The sequence below is a fragment of the Streptosporangium sp. NPDC001681 genome, assembly GCF_040298085.1.
Taxonomy (GTDB): Bacteria; Actinomycetota; Actinomycetes; order Streptosporangiales; family Streptosporangiaceae; genus Streptosporangium.
The window spans coordinates 1-19,271 of sequence record NZ_JBEOZN010000166.1 but is presented as its reverse complement, the minus strand read 5'-3'; the positions used below and the strand labels follow the sequence as shown (position 1 = coordinate 19,271).

Here is a 19,271-nt window from a genome sequence, read left to right as displayed (position 1 = left end):
TCGGCATGGGCGCAGCGACCACCGTCACCAGCGCCAGCGCGATGACCACCACGATCACCGGCGCCGCCTTCCCGACCTGGGGCGGCGGCTGCGGTGGCGGCTGCCACCGCCGTTTCAGCCGTCACCGCTTCAGGCTGATCATCAACAACCACAACAACAACCGCAACCACCTCAGGAACGACAACCGCCAGGACCGCTTCGAGCCCATTCGCGAGGAGCGCCGCCGTGAGCGCCGCGACGACGACGGCGGCAACAACGGCGGTAACAACGGCGGCAACAACGGCCTTGGCGCCCCTCCGGTCTCCTAGTCACCTGACCAGGGTCACGCACCCGATCGGGGCGTGGCACGGCCAGAGGCCGAAACCACGCGGCCGGACCCGCGATTGTGAGCGGCTCCGGAACCGTAACGGAGAGACAGGACCCCATATTCGCCACGATCACCGCTTCTCACCGAGAGGCAGCGACCGGACCTCGAATACGGGGACTTGAGGAGAAATCCCCGAGCCCCTGACTCTCAATACAGTGCGAGTTATCATTTCTCACGAATTGCAGGCGGGGGTCCGCGGTTTTCGAACCGCGGGCCCCCGCTGTTGATATCCGGCCCGCACCGCTCTCCCCCTCTTTCTCGGATGTCAACCGAGCGGTACCCGCCTCGCCTCGGCCACCTCGACGCCTACGCGGCCCGCCGGATCCAACATCTCCAGCCATATTTCGCACACATGTTCCAAAACTTCGCCGGACAACCGTAAAGCACCACCAATGCGGCAGGTACCGCCATGGGCAATCCGATGCCGCGTCTTTCTCAGCGCGCGGCATCCGAGGTCGTACGCTGGGCGATGTCCGACGTTTGCAGGAACCGGGTCAGGACAGGAAACGTGCCGAAGTCCGGATGACGACAGGGGATGTCAGACATGAACGCGCGCGGCGACAGAGAGCATGGGAAAACGATCGACGATCTGTCCGAGGAGATCTCGATCGAGACACCTGAGGCCGACGCCGCCGAGCAGCGCCGGTCGGCACGCGAGGGCGGCTCCGGCTCGTCCGCCGACCTCGCCGCGGAGGCGGAGGTCGACCCCGCGGACGCCGCCGAGCAGAATCGGACCGCGCGCGAGGAGAACGAGGAGTGGCCCGATACCGTTCCCATGGAGGCCGATCCCGCCGACACCTTCGAGCAGCGACGCACGATCGAGCTCGATGAGGACGATTATCGCTGACCCCTGTTACCCGCGCGTAGGATGGCCCCAGACGCCAGGAGTTTCACCCGAGGAGACCACGTGACCGCTACCCCGGACGCCAAGCCCCGGGGCACCCGGCTGCCCCGGACAGCCCGCCGCCGCCAGCTGCTCAGCGCGGCGCAGGAGGTCTTCGTGGAGAACGGCTACCACGCGGCCGCGATGGACGAGATCGCCGAGCGGGCCGGGGTCAGCAAGCCGGTCCTCTACCAGCACTTCCCAGGCAAGCAGGATCTCTATCTGGCCCTGCTCGACCTGCATGTGGACGACCTGATCACCCGCTGCCGCGACGCCCTCGCCTCCACCACGGACAACAAGCAGCGTGTCCAGGCCGCGATCGGCGCGTTCTTCGACTTCGTCTCCAGCCAGGGTGAGGCCTTCCGACTGGTGTTCGAGTCGGACCTGCGCAACGCCGCCCCGGTCCGCCAGCGCATGGAGCGCAACCTCCGGGAGAGCGCCGAGATGATCAGCCAGGTCATCCAGGAGGACACCGGCTGCTCCAGCGACGAGGCACGCCTGCTGGGTGTCGGGCTGGTCGGCATGGCCGAGGTCAGCGCGCGTTACTGGATCAGCAGCAACGGCTCCATCCCCAAGGACGCGGCCACCCAGCTCATCGCGCGTCTGTCGTGGCGCGGCATCTCCGGTTTCCCCCGTACCGTCGCCGATCACTGAGAACGTCCCGTGGCCACGGGACTTCTGTTCGCTTGGCGCGATCAACCGGCGCGTCGGACCTTCGATGGGGTGACCATGGGACGAGCAACCCTCATCGAAAGGGAGCAGGATGGAAATCAAGATCGGCGTACGTTCCGTGCACCGTGAACTCGTAGTGGAGACCGACCTCACGGCCGACCAGGTCGAGAGCGAGATCAGCGCCGCCCTCGCGTCCAGCGCCGGTGTCTTCACCCTTACCGACGTCAGTGGACGGAAGGTCATCGTCCCGATCGCATCACTCGGCTTCATCGAGATCGGCGGGGAGGCGCTGCGTCCCGTCGGCTTCGGCGGCACGCTCTGACGGATTCCGAGGCTCGCGCCAGATCGTCGTCCCCCGCCGGCACGGCGCGGTCCGCGGATCTGGCGTGAGCACCGGCGTCGGGTGACCCATCCCTTACGGAGAGTGCGAGAGCGCCGGACAGCCCGGCTCAGAACCGCTCGTTCCCCCATGTGCCCGAGCACTCGTCCCGCTCGCCGAAACCGCAGCAGCGCGGACGTCTGACCCGGCGGAGATGCTCCCGGCCCCGGCCGACGGCCGGACACCCCGCGCCTCCTCTGCGTAACACGGGACGCGAGGTCCAGCGGTTCGGCCCACATCTCGTCAAGGAACTGCCATAGCGGCGCGAGGCCCTCATGTCTCGCACGCTACCGCTGTTCGGCGCCCCACGCGCCTTGATCCGCGGGACCGGTTCCCCTGCTCCGCCCCCGGCGAACAGAGCCTGGGTCGATCCAGCGGCCGGTCCGGGGGCGGAGGACACGCCCCCGGACGGCCATCCGGCCCCGTAGCGGGAGCCGGGATCCGGAAAACCGGCCGCACAGCCGGTGACACGCCCCGGACGGCCATCCGGTCCCCATACCGGAGACTCGGAGCCGGCGGTTCACAACCCCAGAGCGGCCATCCGGTTGCCGTGCTTCTCGGTCAGCCGGGCGAACATCCGGCCGATGTCCTCCCCCGCCGCGTCCACCAGCAGCGCCGCGAGCTCCGGTCTGGCCGCGGCCACGTGCTGTCCCTGGCTCAGTGCCTCCCCGACCAGCCGCCTGGCCCACAGCGCCAGCCGCCCCGCCTGCTTGGGGTCCTTCTGGAGCGCCGCGCCGACCCTCTCGACGGCGAACTGCGACCGTCCCTCGTCGGCGAGAACCTCCTCCACGAGGTTCCGCGTCCGGTCGTCCACACCGATGGCCGCCTCGCGGTAGAAGTCGAGTGCGATCCCCGTGCCCACATACGCCTTCACCAGAGCCTCCAGCCAGTCTCCCGGGGCCGTCTGGGCATGCCAGTCGTCCAGTGGCCCCACGAAGGGCGCCATCGCCTCCTCGGGATCCACCCCGAGGTCGGCCAGCCGGTCGCGGAGCAGCTCGAAGTGCGCGTACTCGGCCGCCGCGAGGCCGCCGAGAGCCGCCCGGTCGGTCAGCGAGGGGGCATACCGCGTGGCGTCCTCGGCGAGCCTGAGGAACGCCGTCAGCTCGGCGTAGGCGAGAACACCGAGCAGGTCGGAGACACCGGGAGGGGAATCGCTCATGGAGGCAGCCTACGATCTGATCGACCTCGCGATTCACCGGGAATACGAAGAAATCGGTTCTCCGTTGTGGTATCGAGTACACTGCTCTGTGAAAGTGCGACCGCACCGTGTTAATCCGGGATATCCACTCTCGGACGCCCCCAAAAGTCGGCGTGACGCCGCAGCGGTCGCTGATGACATGAGAAGGCTGGACCTTCCGCGAGGACCCGGCACGGGGAACACGTTTTCTGCCCGTGGTCCCGGCAGTCCTGCCTTCAACGGAGATTTAGGCAGGCCAAGCTGACGACGTTCCGAGACCTCGGAGTCACCCCAGAGATCGCCGATGCCCTTGAGACCGAGGGCATCATCGCGCCGTTCCCGATCCAGGAAATGGCACTCCCCCTGGCCCTCAACGGCCAGGACATCATCGGCCAGGCGCGCACCGGCACCGGCAAGACCTACGCCTTCGGCGTGGCGATGCTGCAGCGTGTCGGCAAGCCGAGGAAGAACCGCAAGAAGCCCCGCGGGCTGGTCGTGGTACCGACCCGCGAGCTCGCCGTTCAGGTCACCGAGGACCTCGTGACGGCGGCCGGCAAGCTCGGCTCGCGGATCCTCACCGTGTACGGCGGGCGCGCCTACGAACCCCAGATCGAGGCGCTCAAGCAGGGCGTCGACGTCATCGTCGGCACTCCGGGCCGCCTGCTCGACCTGGTCAAGCAGAAGCACCTCGACCTGAGCCAGATCGGGACGCTCGTCCTCGACGAGGCCGACCGGATGCTCGACCTGGGCTTCCTGCCCGACATCGAGCGCATCATCAAGCTCATCCCGGCGGAGCGGCAGACGATGCTGTTCTCCGCGACCCTGCCGGGCGAGATCGTCGCCCTGTCCAGGCGTTACCTCACCCGCCCCACCCACGTGCGGGCCGAGAACAACGACGCCGAGGCCGAGGCGACCCCGCAGACGACCCAGTTCGTCTGGCGCACGCACCGGATGGACAAGATCGAGATCGTCGGCCGCCTGCTGCAGTGCGAGGGCCGCGGGCTCACAATGATCTTCTGCGAGACCAAGCGCGCCTGCGACATGGTCGTCGAGCAGCTCAAGGAGCGCGGCTTCGCCGCCGCGGCCGTCCACGGCGACCTCGGCCAGGGCCAGCGCGAGCAGGCCCTGCGCGCCTTCCGCAACGGCAAGATCGACGTGCTGGTCGCGACGGACGTCGCGGCGCGCGGCATCGACGTCGACGACGTCACCCACGTCGTCAACTACGACTGCCCGCAGGACGAGAAGGCGTACGTACACCGGATCGGTCGCACCGGCCGGGCCGGCAAGACGGGCGTCGCGGTGACCTTCGTCGAGTGGGAGGACCTCACTCGCTGGAAGGTCATCAACAACGCGCTCTCGCTCCCCTTCCCCGAGCCGGTCGAGACCTATTCGACCTCCCCGCACGTCTTCAGCGATCTGGGCATCCCCGAGGGCACCAAGGGCGTGCTGCCGCGCGCCAACCGGTCCCGGGCGGGCCTGGCCGCCGAGGAGGTCGAGGATCTCGGCGAGACCGGGCGAATCCGCTCCCGCTCTCCCCGCAAGGGGCGTGAGGACGATCGTGAGGAGCGTCGTGAGCGTCCGGCACGCACGTCCCGCGAGCGCCGTCGCACTCGCGGCGGCCGTACCAGTGAGGAGATCTCCGCGCCGGTCACGGCCGAGGAGGTCCAGCCCGCTGAGTCCCCTGTCGTCGAGATCGCTGAGGTGGAGACGGACGTGGCACCCCGCAAGGACAGCCGTGACGACCAGTACGCCGCCGAGGCCGCGCCCCGCCGGGGCCGTGCCCGCAGGGCCGGGCTGAACCCCGAGGTGAGCCTCGTCGGGGAGTCCGGGGCTTCGGCTCATCCCGATTCCGCGACGGACGAGCCGGTCCGCAGGCAGCGCCGTGCCAGGCGCGAGCAGGTGGCCGAGACCCCCGCGTGGAACGAGGAGCCGGTGGCGGAGTTCACCGCAGGCGTGGAGGACGACGTGGCCGAACACTGGGACGACGAGCCCGCGGCGGAGGTCTCCAGGCCCCGGCCGCAGCCCGAGAAGATCATTCCGCCGAGCCCGTTCGCGGTGATCTTCAAGTCTCCGGACCTGGCGTCGGACGACGACGAGATCGCCCCCTCGGCGGCCTCCGAGCGCGTGCAGAGCCGCCGCCGTCCGCAGATGCGCGGCCAGCAACGAGGAGTTCGTCGCCCGAACTAGCGGTGCAGGTCTTGAAAAGGGGGTGCGACCATAACGGTGGCGCCCCTTTTCGCGCTCCCGGACGCACGGAGTGCTTTCACCGGACTGCCAGGGCGGATGCTCCGTCCGCCGGCGCGGCGAGGAGGCACCTCTCGGTTCTCTCTCGTCGCGCGGGTGCGGCTCGATAGGGTTGGAATGTTCCGCGACAGCCAAGCGAATCTTGTTTCTCCGAACGCGGCAGGACGTGCCGTGTCCGCGCGGGGAGGCTTCGGGATCGTCCGGGCCGGTGAACCGCGAACCGGCAGACCCGACCCGCAGGTCGGGTGCTGGAATCCCCGGCTTTCGAGCCGGGGGAGGACGTCAAAAGAGAGGTATCGTGGGGCTACGTGAGTACGCCGCGTTTTCTGACCATGCCTCCTGGCGTCCGTTCTCGCCAGATCGAGACGGCGGTGGGCACCTTCGCCGCCCTGGAGGCCCTGCCCGTCAGCGGCATCCCTGAGCGCTGGCCGGCCCTGCTGGTCCCCGGTCTGACGGGGAGCAAGGAAGACTTCATCGCGGTGCTGCAGACGCTCGCCCAGTCGGGCCGCCAGGTCATCGCGATCGACATGCGAGGCCAGTTCGAGTCGAACGGCCCCGACGACAGAAGCGCCTACACCTGCGCCGCGCTCGGCAACGACGTCGACGTCCTGGCCCAGGTGATCGGCCACGGAGGCCCGATCCACCTGGTCGGCCACTCCTTCGGCGGCCTGGTCACCCGGGAGGCGGTCATCGACGGCCGTACCCGGTTCGGGTCCTACACGCTCATGAGCTCCGGACCCGCCGCGATCGTCGGGCCCCGCGAGCACGCGGGCCGCATCATGATCTCGGAACTGCCCGACCTCGGGCTGGAGCACCTGTGGCACAACCGGATGGAGCCCGAGGCCCTGTCCGCCGGGGTCTCCGACGAGATCATCGCCTTCCTGCGCAAGCGACTGTTCGCCAACTCGCCCACCGGCATGTACACGATGACCGAGGAGGTGCTCTCCGCGCCTGACCGGTGCGACGAACTCACCCAGGTCGACGTCGCCACCCTGGTCCTGTACGGCGAGCACGACGACGGCTGGCCGCCGCACATGCAGTCGGAGATGGCCCGCCGGCTGGACGCCGACTGCGTGGTGGTCCCCGGCGCGGCCCACTCCCCCGCGGTGGAGGCCCCGGAGACCACGGCCGCCGCGCTCATCCGTTTCTGGAACGCCGCGGAGGGCCGGTCAAGAAGCTGACCTGGGGTTTCCCGCTAACGCGCCCCCTGTTGGACGCGTCGTCGAATGCCATGTAATGATTTACTTACTATGGCGAGCATCGAAGACATCGTCGTCCAGCCTCCGCACACCGCGACCTGGCTGGTGCACATCGACCGCTCCATGTGGGTCGGCGGGGTCCGCGGCCTCATGCTCCAGGCCCTGCATCCCCTCGCTATGCGTGGCGTCTGGCAGAACTCCAACTTCCAGCAGGACCCGTTCGGGAGGCTCCGCCGCACGGCGGACTTCGTGGGCAGGGTCACCTTCGGCAGCCCCGCGGAGGCCGACGAGATCGGCCGTCGCGTCCGGGGAATCCACCGGCGGCTCCGCATCAACGACCCCGACACCGGCCGTACCCACCGGGTGGACGACCCGGAGCTGCTGCTCTGGGTGCACTGCGCGGAGGTCTCCTCCTACCTGACCGTGGCACGCCGGGCGGGCCTGGGGCTCAGCGACCGCCAGGCCGACCGCTACCTGGCCGAGCAGCGCCGCAGCGCCACCTACGTCGGCCTGCACGCCGAGGACGTGCCCGGCTCCCTGGCGGAGCTGGAGGGCTACCTCGCCTCGGTCCGCCCGGCGCTGAGGGTCACCCCCGAGGCCGCCTCCACCGTGCGCTTCCTGCTCTGGCCGCGACTGCCCGCCGAGCTGCGTGCCCTCACCCCCGGCAAACCCGCCTACTTCCCCTTCGGCGCGCTCTGCTACTACTCTCTGCCCGACTGGGCCAGACAGATGTACGGCGTGCTGCCCGAGGTGCCGCCCAGCATGGTGACAGCGGCGCTGAGGGCGTTCCGGCTGACCATGAACTCGCTTCCCGAACACGTCCACGACCGGGCGTTCACCCCCGGCACCCGCGAAATGCTCGGGGCCTCCCGCGAGCGGCTCGGCGCCGCGGGTTACGACCTGAGCAAGGGGCTCAGGGGGCTGACCGACCCGCGCCGCTGGCCGGACCGGCTGCCCCGCACCGCCTGACGACGCGCCGCGCGGTCAGTCCGCGAGGGCGTCCCACGGCTCGCGGTCGCCGCTCGCGGCCTGGCCCTCGGGGCAGTGGCGGCGAAAGTCGCACCACGAGCACAGCGGGCCCGTACGGGGCGGGAAGGAGGCCTCGACCTCGGGCGGCACCGGGGGCGGGGTCCGGCCGATGCCCCTGGTCCGTGACGCGGCCGAGCCGGTCCTGCCGGGGCGGGTGGCCGACCATGCCCGGTAACGCTCGTCGGCCTCGGATGCCTCGACGGCGATCTCCTCGGCTCGGCCAAGGTGCCGGGCCAGCGACTCGTCGGTGTGCTCCCACTCCACGACGGAGGCGGTCGGCAGGTGATGGAGCTCGACCCGGTGGCAGGGGCGGTGCATCATCGCCGAGGAGGCGATGGCGTAGACCGCCAGCGCGAGCGAGGAACGGGCGTCGTCGGTGGTCAGCGGACGCCGGCCGGTCTTGTAGTCGACCACGACCAGCTCCTCGCCGCGCCGGTCGAGCCGGTCCACCCGGCCGGAGAGGGCCACGACGGAGGTGCGCGTGGCGACGGTGCGCTCGACACCGACCGGCTCCGCGGCGGGGTCGAGGCCCGCCACGTACCCGCGGACCATCTCCCCGGCCCGGTCACGCCAGGCGGCCGACTGCTCCGCGTCGCGGAACCCCTCGCTGATCCATCCCCTGGTGAGCAGGGTGACGGCGACCTCGGGCGTACGCCGCTCGTACGGCTCGCGCCACCAGGCGGCCAGGGCGTTGTGCACGCTGACGCCCACGCTGTTGTGCGCCCACGGCGGGCCCTTCTGCGGCGCGGGCCGATCCAGGTAGGTGAACCGGTAGCGCCGGGGGCAGTCCAGCCAGCTGTTCAGCCGCGACGGCGTGCAGGCATACAGCCGCCGCGGCATGCCCTCCAGGGGAAGCTGGTCCATCGAGGGCTATTCGTCCCGGAGGTTCAGCCGGATCCCCGCCGCGCGCGTGCCGTCGGTCAGCGGTCCCTCCTCCTGCTCCTGCGCCCCTCGGGTCAGCGAGCCGGAGAGCCAGGCGTCGAACTGAGGCTCCAAGTCGCCGATCGTGCTCTCCTCGCCGTGCGCGGGCAGCACCCGGGTGGCGTGGGGCAGGGTGAACAGCCGTCCGCCGATGGCGGTCAGCTGGTCGGCCAGGGCGGGATACTCACCGCCGACCCTGCCGGGGCCGTCGGCCTGGAGGGTCTTGCCGGTGAAGACCGCCTCCAGGGCCTCGCAGTAAAGCGAGACGCCACCGTGGGAGATGCCCGGGGTGGACATGACCTCCAACTGGACACCGCCGACCTCGAACAGGCCCTCGTCCTCCATGTCGATGTCCGGCCAGGTGTCCGGCCAGGTCAGTCGCCACAGCGGCCTGTCCTTGGGGTGGAGGGCGATCACCGCCTCGTCTCTGGCCGCGACCTCGATGGCCGCGCCCACGTGGTCGGGCAGGCCGTGGGTGCAGATGATCGCCAGCACCTCCCGCTCGCCGACCTTCTCCAGGATCGCCTCCGCGTCGCGCGCGGGGTCGATGACGATGACATCCTCGTCGTCACCCAGGATCCACGTGTTGTTCTCGACCTTGTGCTCGACGCCGTCGACATCAACGACGCCCTCGGTCACCACTCGCTCGATACGCGCTGTCACGCTTCCGAACTTTACTGCCTCTCCCCACCCTCCGGTCCGGACGGAACGGTCAAAGGTTCGAATGCCGGGCGGGCGGTCAGGGGGCCGGGGCCTCCAGGCGCGGGGAGAACGCCCCGAAGGGCAGGTCGAGAGTCTGGTCGTGGTCGCGCAGATCGCGCAGGGACAGCTCGGCCAGGGTCATCAGGTAGCCGGCCTCGGCGGGCCACACGACCGCCCAGAGCCAGTTCCCCAGTGCCTCGCCCACGTAGACGGCCCGGTCACAGGCGGCGGTGACGCACCACAGGGCGGCCGGATGGCCCTTGACCTCGATCTTGGCGTGCGGCGGGCCCTGGTCGAAGCCGGTGCCGGGATCGGTGCTCTCCAACCCGGCGAACGCCGCGCCGAGCCCGACCCCGGGCTCCTCGGCGATGAGCAGCAGATCGGCGGGCCCGTAGGTCAGCGAAGGTCCGGAGACCGCGACCACCGTGGCCCGTACGCCGCTGCGCTCGTCACCCACGTGGGCGAACCCGGTGACCAGCCACCCCGTGGGCAGCGGCCACGGGACCCAGACGGGGACGCGGGAGATACGGGTGATGGCCTCCACCGCGGCGGCGGAGGGAGGTATGGGTGGCTGAAACGGCAGCACATCACCGTGGGGACCGCATCTCCAGGAGCTTGACCAAGCACTCGGCGGACGTAGCGGGCCGAAACAGCGTGGGCATGTAGGGGCGGCTTTCACGCCTACCCACGCTGCTTCTTCGACGGCCCATCCGTCAAGAGGCCTGGTCGTTATCACGCCGTAATGTTGTTCACGTGCGCGTAAATTGTGTGGGGGCGATCATCCTCGACGGCTCGGGGCGGATGCTTCTGGTCCGTCGCGGCAGGCCACCCGGGATGGGGTTGTGGTCCATCCCCGGCGGCCGGGTCGAGCCGGGCGAGTCCGACCCCGAGGCGGTCATCAGAGAGGTTCTGGAGGAGACCGGCCTGACCGTCGTCCCCGGGCGCCTGGCGGGGACCGTCGACCGCCCAGGCCCCGGCGGTGCCCGCTACGAGATCCGCGACTACCTGGCCGAGGTCTCCGGCGGCACGCTCTCCGCCGGGGACGACGCCGCGGACGTCCGCTGGGTCACCCGCGCGGAGCTACAGCGGCTCCCGCTCACCCCCGGCCTGCTGGACGCGCTGGTCGAGTGGGCGGTCATCGCGCGGGAGTGAGCGGCGCGAGGTCCACCTCACCGTGTCGAGGTGAGCTTGGAGCGCCACAGGGTGAGGTGGTCCGCGCTGTAGGTGGTGGAGCGGCCCAGGGCCACGACCTGGCCGCCCAGGACCGCCACCGCGCCGAGCCACTGGGCTCCGTCGCCGTCCAGCCTGCCCTGGCTGGGGGTGTGGAGCTGCCAGTTCAGCCCGTCCTCCGAGGTCCAGGCCGCGCTGTCGCCCTCGCCTGGAACCCCGTACCAGCCCACGGCCACCACGCCCTCCGGCGTCGCGGCGAGATCCTGCACGGCGGACGCGGTGTCCCCGGGGAGCCAGGAGAACTCCCAGCTCGTCCCGTTGTCCGCGGACACCGCGCCGAAGGCCTTCTGGCCGTCCTCCGTCCTGGCCGTGCCGGCCGCGACGATGTCCCCGCCGTACAGGACCACGTGCCGCAGCCCCGCCGACGTCGCCCCCGGGGGCAGGACCGGCTTGCGCGCGCTCCAGTTGACCCCGTCGGCCGACACCCAGACCACGCCGGTCTCGCGCTCGGCGGTGCCGGAGCCGCCGACGGCCACGTATCCGGACGAGGTCGCCGAGACGTCGTGCAGCCGCACGCCCGTACCGCCCGCGGGAAGCCTGGCCGCCCTGGAGTAGCGCTTGAGGTCGGCGGAGAACCACAGGACGGGCACGGTGGCGGCGGGGCCGCGGTCCTCGCCCGCCATGACGTAACCGGAAGGGCCCGCCGCCACCGCGTGCGGAGCGAGGAAGTCGTGGTCGCCCGCCGGGGCGAGGGGGCCCAGCACCGGAACCCTGCGCCAGTTCTCACCGTCGGAGGAGGTGAGCAGCAGCGGCTCGGTGGAGGAGGCGTCGGTCATCGTGCTGCCCGCGGCCAGCCAGCCCCGCCTGCCGTGCGCGACGTCGGCGAGCGCCTGCCGCCTCGGGCCGCCGAGGAGCTGCGCCGGGCCGCCCGCCTTCCAGCTTTCGCCGTTCGTGCTGGTCCAGATCCCGGCATCGCCTGAGACGGCGCCCACCGCGACGAATTTGCCGTCGCCCGCGGCCACCCTGGCCGTCTCGCGGGCGGCTCTGGCCAGGCCCTCGATACCCCCAAGGGAGACCGGCCTCGGTTCTCCGCCCTTGGGCGCGGTGATGAGCACCACCCTGTTGTCCACGTCGGCGGCACGCTCGTCGCCGCCGACGACGAGGGTGCCGGTGTCGGACAGGGCGAGCGCCCGCAGCGAGCCCGGTACCTCGCCGAGGTCTGTGGTCTTGCTCCAGTCCCGGCCGTCGGAGCTGGTGTGGACCGTGTAGCGCTCGAAGCCGGATTCGACGACCGCGGCCACCCCCGCCGCGGAAGAGGCCAGCCGCCTGACGCCGGAACCGTCGGACCCCAGGCCGGTGATGGTCCCGCAGGCCTTCCAGTCGGCGCCCTCGGGCGAGCAGTAGACGCGGACCTCGCCCTTGTCGCTGCGCTGCTGGGTCGGTACGAGGACGAACCCCCCGCCGGCCACGGCCAGCGCGCCCGGTTCGGGGATGACGTCGTTGAGCGCGGTACCGGTCCGCTGCCAGCTCCCGCCTCCGTCGGCCGAACGCAGGATGACCGAGGTGGACTGCCCCTGGGCCGGGTCCGCCAGCGCGACCACGGCGTTCCCCCTGGCGACGACCGCCTTGATGCCCCGCACCTTGTCCGGCATGCCGATCTCCCGGGTCGCCACCCGTTTCCAGGCGCGCCCGTCGGGAGAGACCCAGGCGACGGCCCCGGTGGTGCCGTCGTCCAGCACGGCCGCGCCGACCGCGACGAAGCCCGAGTCGGTCCTGGCCAGGTCCATGATCTTGTCCCCGCGCGCGAAGGCGTCCAGCTCAGCGGGGTCGACGGCGGTCCAGCTGTAGCCGTCGGAGCTGGTCCACAGGCCGTGCCCCGAGCCGAGAGGGTCGTTGCCCGCCGCCAGCCAGCGACCGTCACCGCCCGCCACCCGGCCCACCGTGGTCGGCCCCGTCTCGTACCCCACCGGGCCGACCATCCTGCCCAGCTGCCAGGTCGTGCCGCCGTCGGGAGAGACCAGGAACAGCGGTCTGGGTACCGGGCTGGTGGTGTCGCTGCCGACCGCGACCATGACGGAGCCCACCGAGGCCACCGCGTTGAGAACCTGGTTGGAGCCGTTGCCGCCGACACCGGCCCGCGGCACGAAGTTCTCGTCGCCCGAGCCCACCTCGTCGCCGACCAGCCGGAGACCGGTGGCGAACGGGCTGCTCACCCAGCCCCACAGGGCCAGGCCGCCACCGACCGCCACGGTGAGGACCATGACCATCAGGAACGGGATCACCAGGCCCCTGCCACGCCTGCGCCTGGTCGGGCTGGACCGGCGTACCGCGGAGGGCGCGGCGGCCGAGCGGTGATGCCGCCCGCCGTTGGGGCCCCGCCTGCCGGGCGGGCCCTCCGCGACGAGCAGGTCGGGCCTGGCGGGTCTGCCACCGGGCGGGCGCCCCACCCGGCGTACGGGCTCGAAATCGTCCTCGACGGGCGTGCCGGGCCCCTCAGTCTCGGGCCCCGGCTCCGATTCGGGGGTCGGCCCGGGTGTCGAGCCGGGTTCCGGAGTGGGCGCCGGTTCCGGCGTCGCCGGAATGCTCGGTCCCATTCTGATCCGGTCCTCGGGCGCGGGAGGCGGGGGCTGTGGGGGCTGCGGGGGCGCTGTCCGCCCGTCCTTGCCCCGCTCGCGGGCCGGCCCCGAGGCGACCAGGAGATCGGGCCGGTCCGCCCTCCTCCTGCCCCTGCGCTCGGGCGTCGGCCCCGAGGCGACCAGGAGGTCAGGGCGGTCCACCAGGCGCGGACGCCCTCGCTCCGGTACGGCGTGGCGGCCCTGCCCCGTACCCCGTTCCTCCACGGGCTCCTCGGCGAGGTGATCGGTGGCGGGGTGGTCGGGGGTGGGGGGTTCCGCCGGGGACGACTGCCCGGCGGGCTGAGGGGTGGGGGCGTAGGGCTGGGCGTACGGACGGCGCCGCTCGCCGCCGAGTCCTTCCGGGCGGGCCCGGGGCGGTTCGCCGTCGTCCGGGGTCGGCGCCGCGAACGGCGGGAGCATCCACGGGGAGGCCATGGAGAGCCCGCGCGCGTCGTCGCTGGAGGGACCCGGCGGGGAGTGCTGGATCGTCGGCGGGGATGCGTGTGGCTCCTGGGATCCACCTGCACGCATGGCATCGTCGTGAACGCCGCCGTCATCCGCCGGCCACTCTCGCGAGCGCGGGTCGTGGGGGCCCGAGGCCACGCTCAGCACCTCCTCGCAGGAAGCCCGTTTCAGCCCGGAGTCAGCACCCCGGACCGTTCCAGTCGTCTCCGTAACGGTAGGCCGCAACCCCTACGGATGCGGCAAATCGCACGCGACCCTACTACTACCCCGTTCTCCGGAAACGATCACCTCCTGCGGCTGACCGGCCGCACCTCTGCCGTACACAGTCAAGAGCAACACGTCCCGGCCGCGATGACGAGACCTCTCTAGTCAGATTTATCAGCCGGGCGCCCGGATTATCATGATTTGTCTATAAAAATCCTGAAACACACCAGCCCGACGAGACCCGTGAAACCCCCGGCTCACCTCATGTCAACCGCCGACATGTGGCCGCCGACATGTGACCCCCGCGGTGTCAGGCCGTGGGCGGTGTGAAGGCCGTGGTTCGTGCGAGACCGGCGGCCCTGCCCTTCGCCACCACCACCAGCGCCATCTTTCTGGACGCCTCGTCGATCATCTCGTCGCCGAGCATGACCGCGCCGCGCCTCTCGACCGTCGTGTAGTACTCGTACGCGTCGAGGATCAGCTCGGCGTGGTCGTAGTCCTCCTGCGACGGCGAGAACACCTCGTTCGCGGCCTCGATCTGGGTCGGGTGGAGCACCCACTTCCCGTCGAGCCCCAGCGCCGCGGCCCGGCCCGCCACCCGGCGGAAGCCGTCCAGGTCCTTGATCGCCAGGTAGGGGCCGTCGATGGCCTGCAGGCCGTGCGTCCGGGCGGCCATCAGGATGCGCATCAGGATGTAGTGGTAGGCGTCGCCCTCGGTGTAGCCGGGCGGCTGCTCACCGACCACCAGGGTCCGCATGTTGATCGAGGCCATGAAGTCGGCCGGGCCGAAGACGAGCGTCTCCAGGCGCCGGGACGCGCCGCCGATGGCGTCCACGTTCACCAGGCCCTTGGCGCTCTCGATCTGGGCCTCGATGCCGATCCTGCCGACGGTGAGGCCGTTCGCCTTCTCGATCTGGGTGAGCAGCGTGTCGAGCCACATCACCTGGGCCGCGTCCTCCACCTTGGGCAGCATCAGGCAGTCGACGAACTCCCCCGCGCCCTCCACGACCTCGATGACGTCGCGGTAGGTCCACTGGGTGCCGAGGTCGTTGACCCTGACGACCCTCGTCCTGCCCGACCAGTCGCCCTCGCGCAACGCCGCCACGATGTTCTTGCGCGCCCCCTCCTTGGCGAGGGGCGCGACGGAGTCCTCCAGATCGAGGAAGACCTCGTCGGCCGGGAGCCCCTGGGCCTTCTCCAGGAATCGGGGGTTGCTGCCGGGCACCGCGAGACATGAACGCCGAGAACGCATGGGCACACGCTAGCGCCCGCGGGAAAGCAGACCGGCGGCCGGGCGGCGCTATGGCGTCCGAACAAAGACCTCCCCCTGTTCTTGGCGGCGATCTCGCAGGGCTTTTGCCGGAGATCTCACAAGAATGAGCGTCAAGAACCTGCAAAGGAGACACGCACCATGGCAAACGCTTCCTCGGTGACCAGGCCCGCCGTACTGTCCGACCTCATCCCGGGCTCCCGTACCCGCGACGTCGCGCTGGTGGTCGGCGGCGCCGCCCTGACGGGCCTGGCGGCGCAGCTCAGCCTCCCGCTGCCCGGCTCGCCCGTCCCGGTCACCGGCCAGACCTTCGCGGTCGTGCTGGTCGGCGCGGCCCTCGGCATGAACCGCGCGGCGCTGAGCATGGCGCTCTACCTGCTGGCCGGTCTCGCGGGCGTGCCGTGGTTCGCCGGCGGCACCTCCGGCTTCGGCGGCGCGTCCTTCGGGTACGTCATCGGCTTCATCGCCGCCGCGGCCGTGGTCGGCAAGCTCGCCGAGCGCGGCGGCGACCGCACCGTCCCGCGCACCGTCGGCACGATGATCCTGGGCAACCTGGTCATCTACGCCTTCGGCCTGCCGGTCCTCATCGCCGTCGCCCAGACCGACCTCGCCACCGGCCTCGCGGTGGGCGTGCTGCCCTTCCTGCTCGGCGACGCCCTCAAGATCGCCATCGCGGCCGGGCTGCTCCCGGCCGCCTGGAAGCTCTCCCGGCGCTGACCTCACGGCGCGTACGGCCTGTACCACCCCAAGGGGAGGAACAGGCCGTACATTCGTCTCATGGGTGTGATCGAGGAGGGCGCCAAGAAGTCGAGCGTCCTGTGGCTGTCGCTGGACCGGCCCCGGCTGGCCTGGCACACCTGGTACGACGGTGCGATCTACTTGGTCACCGGCGGGGGCGAGCAACCGCTGCCGGGGCTGGCCGAGGCCGATGAGGTCCGGGTGACGCTGCGCAGCAAGGACAACGGCGGGCGCCTGGTGGCCTTCGACGCCCGCGTGGAGGTGATGGACCAGACGCAGGCCGCCGACGCGGTGGCCGCGCTCGCCAAGGAACGGCTCAACGCCCCCGACGGCGCGAGGCTGGTGGAGCGCTGGGCAACCGGCTCCCAGGTGATACGGCTCACCCCACCCGAGCCGGTTCCCTGACCTCCGAGACGGGGGCGGGCAGCATGGCGGTGGCCCGCTGGGCCAGGTAGGCGCCGATCAGGACGATCACGCCACCCGCGACCTGGAAGGGTCCGAGCGCCTCGCCCAGCAGGATCCAGGCGACCACCGCCCCGGCGATGACCTCCAGCGAGGCGACGGTGGAACCGACGGCGGCCGACAGGCGGCGGATGGCGAGAACGCCGAAGATGTAGGCGATGACCGTGGCGACCACGATCAGGAAGACCAGCGCCACGGCAGTCGGCAGCGGGTAGCCACCCGGCGGGGTGACCACCGTGCCGAGCGCCGCCCAGGGAATGTCCCAGGGACGAGAGATCGGGATGAGCGCCACGGCGGCGCCGAACAGCCCCCAGGCGACCAGCCCGAGCGGATCGATCTCGTCGCCGAAGCTGTCGTTGAGCAGGAAGTATCCGGCGCAGCACGCCGTCGCCGCGAAGGCGATGAGCAGGCCCAGCGGGTCGAGGGCGAGTCCCGCCCAGATCTCCACCACGACGGCGAGCCCGACCACCGCGACGGCGGCACCGGCGAAGGCCACCCGGGGCAGCCGTACCCGCCGGACGAACCGTACCCAGAGCACCACCAGCACCGGCGAGGTGTACTCGATCAGCAGGGTGACGCCGACCGGCAGCCGGGTCAGCGCCAGGAAGAAGAGCCCCTGCACCCCGGCGACCGCGACCACCGCGTACACCCCGAGGAACGGCAGCCTTGAGCGGGGGATGCGCAGGGCCGAGGGCTTGGCGAGCGCGAGGACGGCGACGAGCAGCAGCCCGGCACCCGCCATCCGTACCCAGACCGCCTCCAGCGGGGCCAGCCCGGCCGCGCCCACGTATTTGGCCATGGAACCCGAGAAGGCGAAACACAGGGCCGACGCGAGTGCGATCAGCAGTCCTGCACGTCTCATGAAACACCATTCCCGTAATTACCGTTGTGCGCCTTTGATGCTGTCATGTCGGGATACCGGCCAGCAAATCGATTCCGGCATGTGAGCCGGGGAGCGTGGCAGCAGCGGGTAGGCCCGAGACGCGGCCTACGCTTCAAATGTGAGGATCTTCATCGCGCGTCTCGCCGGTACCCCGGTCTTCGACCCCGCCGGGGACCAGATCGGCCGGGTCCGTGATGTGGTGGTGGCCATCGCCGGCAGCGCGCCGCCGCATGTGCACGGGCTGGTCGTCGAGGTGCAGCCCCGGCGCCGGGTCTTCCTGCCGATCACCCGGATCCGGTCCGCCCAGACGGGTTCCGTGGTCTTCAGCGGCCAGCTCAACATGCGCAGGTTCGAGCAGCGGGCGACCGAGACCCTGGCCGTCGCCGAACTGCTCGACCTCGGTGTGGAGGTCGACGGCGAGCGGATGACGGTCCTGGACCTGGCCATGGAGCGGACCAGGCGCGCCGAGTGGCTGGTCACCAAGGTGGCGGTGGTCCCGAGCACGCCCGGCATGGGGCTGCGCCGGCGCGGCGCGACCAGAGTCGTCGACTGGGCCGAGGTGCACGGCTTCGGCGCCGTCCAGAAGGACCAGGGCGCCGCCAACCTGCTGGTCGCCTTCGAGTCGATGCGCGCCGCCGACCTGGCGGGGGCACTGCACGAGTTGCCGGACAAGCGGCGGGTCGAGGTGGCGGCGGCCCTTGACGACGTACGGCTCGCCGACGTGCTGGAGGAGCTCCCCGAACGGGATCAGATCAGCATTCTGAGCAGGCTCTCCCCCGACCGGGCCGCGGACGTGCTGGAGGAGATGGACCCCGACGACGCGGCCGACCTGCTGCAGGACCTCCCCGCCGAGCAGGCCGAGGCGCTGATGGCGCTGATGGCGCCCGAGGAGGCCGCGCCGATCAGGCGGCTGCTGATCTACCCGGAGAACACCGCGGGCGGGATGATGACGAGCGAGCCGGTGGTCCTGCCGCCGAACGCGACGGTCGCCGAGGCGCTGGCCAACATCCGCCAGCGCGAACTCACTCCCGCGGTGGCCGCGCAGGTCTACGTGGCCAGGCCGCCCATCGAGACGCCCACCGGCCGCTTCCTCGGCCTGGCCCACTTCCAGCGGCTGCTGCGCGAGCCGCCGTCCACACTGCTCGGCAGCATTCTGGACACCTCCCTCGACCCGATCAGGCCGGAGTTCACCCTGAACCAGGTGACCTTCTACCTGGCCACCTACAACCTGGTGGCGGCTCCCGTGGTGAACGAGGCCGGGCGCCTGGTCGGGGCCGTCACGGTGGACGACGTGCTCGACCACCTGCTGCCCGAGGACTGGCGCGAGCAGGAGGACAGGCATGGCTGACCGCCTCGACCAGCCCAGACAGCCCGGCCTGCGGCTCCGTCCGCACTACGACCCCGAGGCGTTCGGGCGGCTCTCCGAACAGATCGCCCGCTTCCTCGGCACCGCGAGGTTCCTGGTCTACATGACGGTCTTCGTCACCGTCTGGGGCCTGTGGAATGCCTTCGGCCCCCCGCCGCTGCGGTTCGACCCCTACCCGTTCATCTTCCTGACGCTGATCCTGTCCCTGCAGGCCTCGTACGCGGCGCCGCTGATCCTGCTCGCCCAGAACCGGCAGGCCGACCGTGACCGGGTCCAGAACGAGCACGACCGCAGGGCCGCGGAGCGGAACCAGGCCGATCTGGAGTACCTCACCCGGGAGGTCGCCGCCCTGCGCATGGCGGTCGGCGAGGTGGCCACCCGCGACTACATCCGCTCGGAACTGCAGCGCCTCCAGGAGGATCTCCAGGAGCCGCGAACGTCCACGGAGGCGTGAAAGGCGGGTCGGGGGGGGGGGGGGGGCCGGGCGGGCCCCCCCCCCCCCCAACCGGGGGGGGAGAAAGGTGG

General features: G+C 71.1%; 19 protein-coding genes. 12 read left to right on the top strand and 7 right to left on the bottom strand.

Features of this window, described 5'->3' with window-relative positions; genetic code table 11:
• The 4 genes from ABT130_RS42445 to ABT130_RS42430 all read left to right on the top strand — a co-directional run.
• Window positions 1–308 (top strand): hypothetical protein (locus ABT130_RS42445; protein ID WP_350965457.1); only part of this gene is annotated, 308 nt, incomplete at its 5' end.
• Window positions 309–911: 603 nt separating this feature from the next.
• Entirely contained in the window at window positions 912–1,214 is a 303-nt protein-coding gene (locus ABT130_RS42440; protein ID WP_350921850.1) for a hypothetical protein, read from the top strand.
• A 60-nt stretch (window positions 1,215–1,274) separates the two neighbouring features.
• A complete protein-coding gene (locus tag ABT130_RS42435) occupies window positions 1,275–1,904 on the top strand; it encodes a TetR/AcrR family transcriptional regulator (RefSeq protein ID WP_030910552.1) in 630 nt (209 codons plus the stop codon).
• Between the two features lie 109 nt (window positions 1,905–2,013).
• Window positions 2,014–2,244, top strand: coding sequence for a DUF3107 domain-containing protein (locus ABT130_RS42430; protein WP_350921847.1), 231 nt, complete (start codon window positions 2,014–2,016; stop codon window positions 2,242–2,244).
• 577 nt (window positions 2,245–2,821) lie between these two features.
• Here ABT130_RS42430 and ABT130_RS42425 read toward each other — a convergent pair.
• Window positions 2,822–3,460, bottom strand: a complete 639-nt coding sequence (locus ABT130_RS42425; protein WP_350965455.1) for a ferritin-like fold-containing protein — start codon at window positions 3,458–3,460, stop codon at window positions 2,822–2,824.
• Window positions 3,461–3,829: 369 nt separating this feature from the next.
• Here ABT130_RS42425 and ABT130_RS42420 point away from each other — a divergent pair, with 369 nt between their 5' ends.
• The 3 genes from ABT130_RS42420 (at window position 3,830) to ABT130_RS42410 (ending at window position 7,890) form a co-directional block, all read left to right on the top strand.
• Window positions 3,830–5,665: a DEAD/DEAH box helicase gene (locus tag ABT130_RS42420; RefSeq protein WP_350965453.1), complete on the top strand. Its 1,836-nt coding sequence runs from the start codon at window positions 3,830–3,832 to the stop codon at window positions 5,663–5,665.
• Window positions 5,666–6,030: 365 nt separating this feature from the next.
• Entirely contained in the window at window positions 6,031–6,903 is an 873-nt protein-coding gene (locus ABT130_RS42415; protein ID WP_350965451.1) for an alpha/beta fold hydrolase, read from the top strand.
• Between the two features lie 69 nt (window positions 6,904–6,972).
• Window positions 6,973–7,890: an oxygenase MpaB family protein gene (locus ABT130_RS42410; RefSeq protein ID WP_350921838.1), complete on the top strand. Its 918-nt coding sequence runs from the start codon at window positions 6,973–6,975 to the stop codon at window positions 7,888–7,890.
• Window positions 7,891–7,905: 15 nt separating this feature from the next.
• Here the strand turns inward: ABT130_RS42410 and ABT130_RS42405 are convergent, their stop codons facing one another.
• The 3 genes from ABT130_RS42405 to ABT130_RS42395 form a co-directional block, all read right to left on the bottom strand.
• The gene (locus ABT130_RS42405) at window positions 7,906–8,814 is read right to left on the bottom strand and encodes a RecB family exonuclease (protein ID WP_350965449.1); all 909 of its coding nucleotides are present in this window, start codon (window positions 8,812–8,814) and stop codon (window positions 7,906–7,908) included.
• Between the two features lie 6 nt (window positions 8,815–8,820).
• A complete protein-coding gene (locus tag ABT130_RS42400) occupies window positions 8,821–9,534 on the bottom strand; it encodes an MBL fold metallo-hydrolase (protein ID WP_350921833.1) in 714 nt (237 codons plus the stop codon).
• A 76-nt stretch (window positions 9,535–9,610) separates the two neighbouring features.
• A complete protein-coding gene (locus ABT130_RS42395; RefSeq protein WP_350965447.1) occupies window positions 9,611–10,252 on the bottom strand; it encodes a DUF6758 family protein in 642 nt (213 codons plus the stop codon).
• Window positions 10,253–10,326: 74 nt separating this feature from the next.
• Between ABT130_RS42395 and ABT130_RS42390 the strand changes: the two genes are divergently transcribed.
• Complete coding sequence (locus ABT130_RS42390; protein ID WP_350965445.1) at window positions 10,327–10,725, top strand: NUDIX hydrolase; 399 nt, start codon at window positions 10,327–10,329, stop codon at window positions 10,723–10,725.
• Between the two features lie 17 nt (window positions 10,726–10,742).
• Here ABT130_RS42390 and ABT130_RS42385 read toward each other — a convergent pair whose 3' ends face one another.
• On the bottom strand, window positions 10,743–13,889 hold the full coding sequence (locus ABT130_RS42385; protein ID WP_350965443.1) for a WD40/YVTN/BNR-like repeat-containing protein: 3,147 nt from the start codon (window positions 13,887–13,889) through the stop codon (window positions 10,743–10,745).
• Window positions 13,890–14,337: 448 nt separating this feature from the next.
• Window positions 14,338–15,279 carry an HpcH/HpaI aldolase/citrate lyase family protein gene (locus ABT130_RS42380; protein WP_350921824.1) on the bottom strand — a complete coding sequence of 314 codons (942 nt, stop codon included), beginning with the start codon at window positions 15,277–15,279 and terminating at the stop codon, window positions 14,338–14,340.
• Between the two features lie 159 nt (window positions 15,280–15,438).
• Here ABT130_RS42380 and ABT130_RS42375 point away from each other — a divergent pair, with 159 nt between their 5' ends.
• Entirely contained in the window at window positions 15,439–16,014 is a 576-nt protein-coding gene (locus ABT130_RS42375; RefSeq protein ID WP_350921821.1) for a biotin transporter BioY, read from the top strand.
• Between the two features lie 60 nt (window positions 16,015–16,074).
• Entirely contained in the window at window positions 16,075–16,440 is a 366-nt protein-coding gene (locus ABT130_RS42370) for a hypothetical protein (protein WP_350921819.1), read from the top strand.
• Here the strand turns inward: ABT130_RS42370 and ABT130_RS42365 are convergent.
• Window positions 16,415–17,359 carry an EamA family transporter gene (locus ABT130_RS42365; protein WP_350965441.1) on the bottom strand — a complete coding sequence of 315 codons (945 nt, stop codon included), beginning with the start codon at window positions 17,357–17,359 and terminating at the stop codon, window positions 16,415–16,417. The genes ABT130_RS42370 and ABT130_RS42365 overlap by 26 nt on opposite strands.
• A 139-nt stretch (window positions 17,360–17,498) precedes the next feature.
• Between ABT130_RS42365 and ABT130_RS42360 the strand changes: the two genes are divergently transcribed.
• Both ABT130_RS42360 and ABT130_RS42355 read left to right on the top strand, forming a co-directional pair.
• Window positions 17,499–18,728, top strand: a complete 1,230-nt coding sequence (locus tag ABT130_RS42360) for a magnesium transporter MgtE N-terminal domain-containing protein (RefSeq protein WP_350921814.1) — start codon at window positions 17,499–17,501, stop codon at window positions 18,726–18,728.
• Entirely contained in the window at window positions 18,721–19,200 is a 480-nt protein-coding gene (locus tag ABT130_RS42355; protein ID WP_350921812.1) for a DUF1003 domain-containing protein, read from the top strand. Before ABT130_RS42360 ends, ABT130_RS42355 begins: the two co-directional genes overlap by 8 nt.
• The last annotated feature ends 71 nt before the right edge of the window (window positions 19,201–19,271 follow it).

Bases quoted from the DNA above. Each gene is read 5' to 3' on its own strand.
- ABT130_RS42440 (WP_350921850.1), top strand. From the start codon at position 912: ATGAACGCGCGCGGCGACAGAGAGCATGGGAAAACGATCGACGATCTG.
- ABT130_RS42430 (WP_350921847.1), top strand. From the start codon at position 2,014: ATGGAAATCAAGATCGGCGTACGTTCCGTGCACCGTGAACTCGTAGTG.
- ABT130_RS42425 (WP_350965455.1), bottom strand. From the start codon at position 3,460: ATGAGCGATTCCCCTCCCGGTGTCTCCGACCTGCTCGGTGTTCTCGCC.
- ABT130_RS42420 (WP_350965453.1), top strand. From the start codon at position 3,830: ATGGCACTCCCCCTGGCCCTCAACGGCCAGGACATCATCGGCCAGGCG.
- ABT130_RS42410 (WP_350921838.1), top strand. From the start codon at position 6,973: ATGGCGAGCATCGAAGACATCGTCGTCCAGCCTCCGCACACCGCGACC.
- ABT130_RS42405 (WP_350965449.1), bottom strand. From the start codon at position 8,814: ATGGACCAGCTTCCCCTGGAGGGCATGCCGCGGCGGCTGTATGCCTGC.
- ABT130_RS42385 (WP_350965443.1), bottom strand. From the start codon at position 13,889: ATGCGTGCAGGTGGATCCCAGGAGCCACACGCATCCCCGCCGACGATC.
- ABT130_RS42380 (WP_350921824.1), bottom strand. From the start codon at position 15,279: ATGCGTTCTCGGCGTTCATGTCTCGCGGTGCCCGGCAGCAACCCCCGA.
- ABT130_RS42375 (WP_350921821.1), top strand. From the start codon at position 15,439: ATGGCAAACGCTTCCTCGGTGACCAGGCCCGCCGTACTGTCCGACCTC.
- ABT130_RS42370 (WP_350921819.1), top strand. From the start codon at position 16,075: ATGGGTGTGATCGAGGAGGGCGCCAAGAAGTCGAGCGTCCTGTGGCTG.
- ABT130_RS42365 (WP_350965441.1), bottom strand. From the start codon at position 17,359: ATGAGACGTGCAGGACTGCTGATCGCACTCGCGTCGGCCCTGTGTTTC.
- ABT130_RS42355 (WP_350921812.1), top strand. From the start codon at position 18,721: ATGGCTGACCGCCTCGACCAGCCCAGACAGCCCGGCCTGCGGCTCCGT.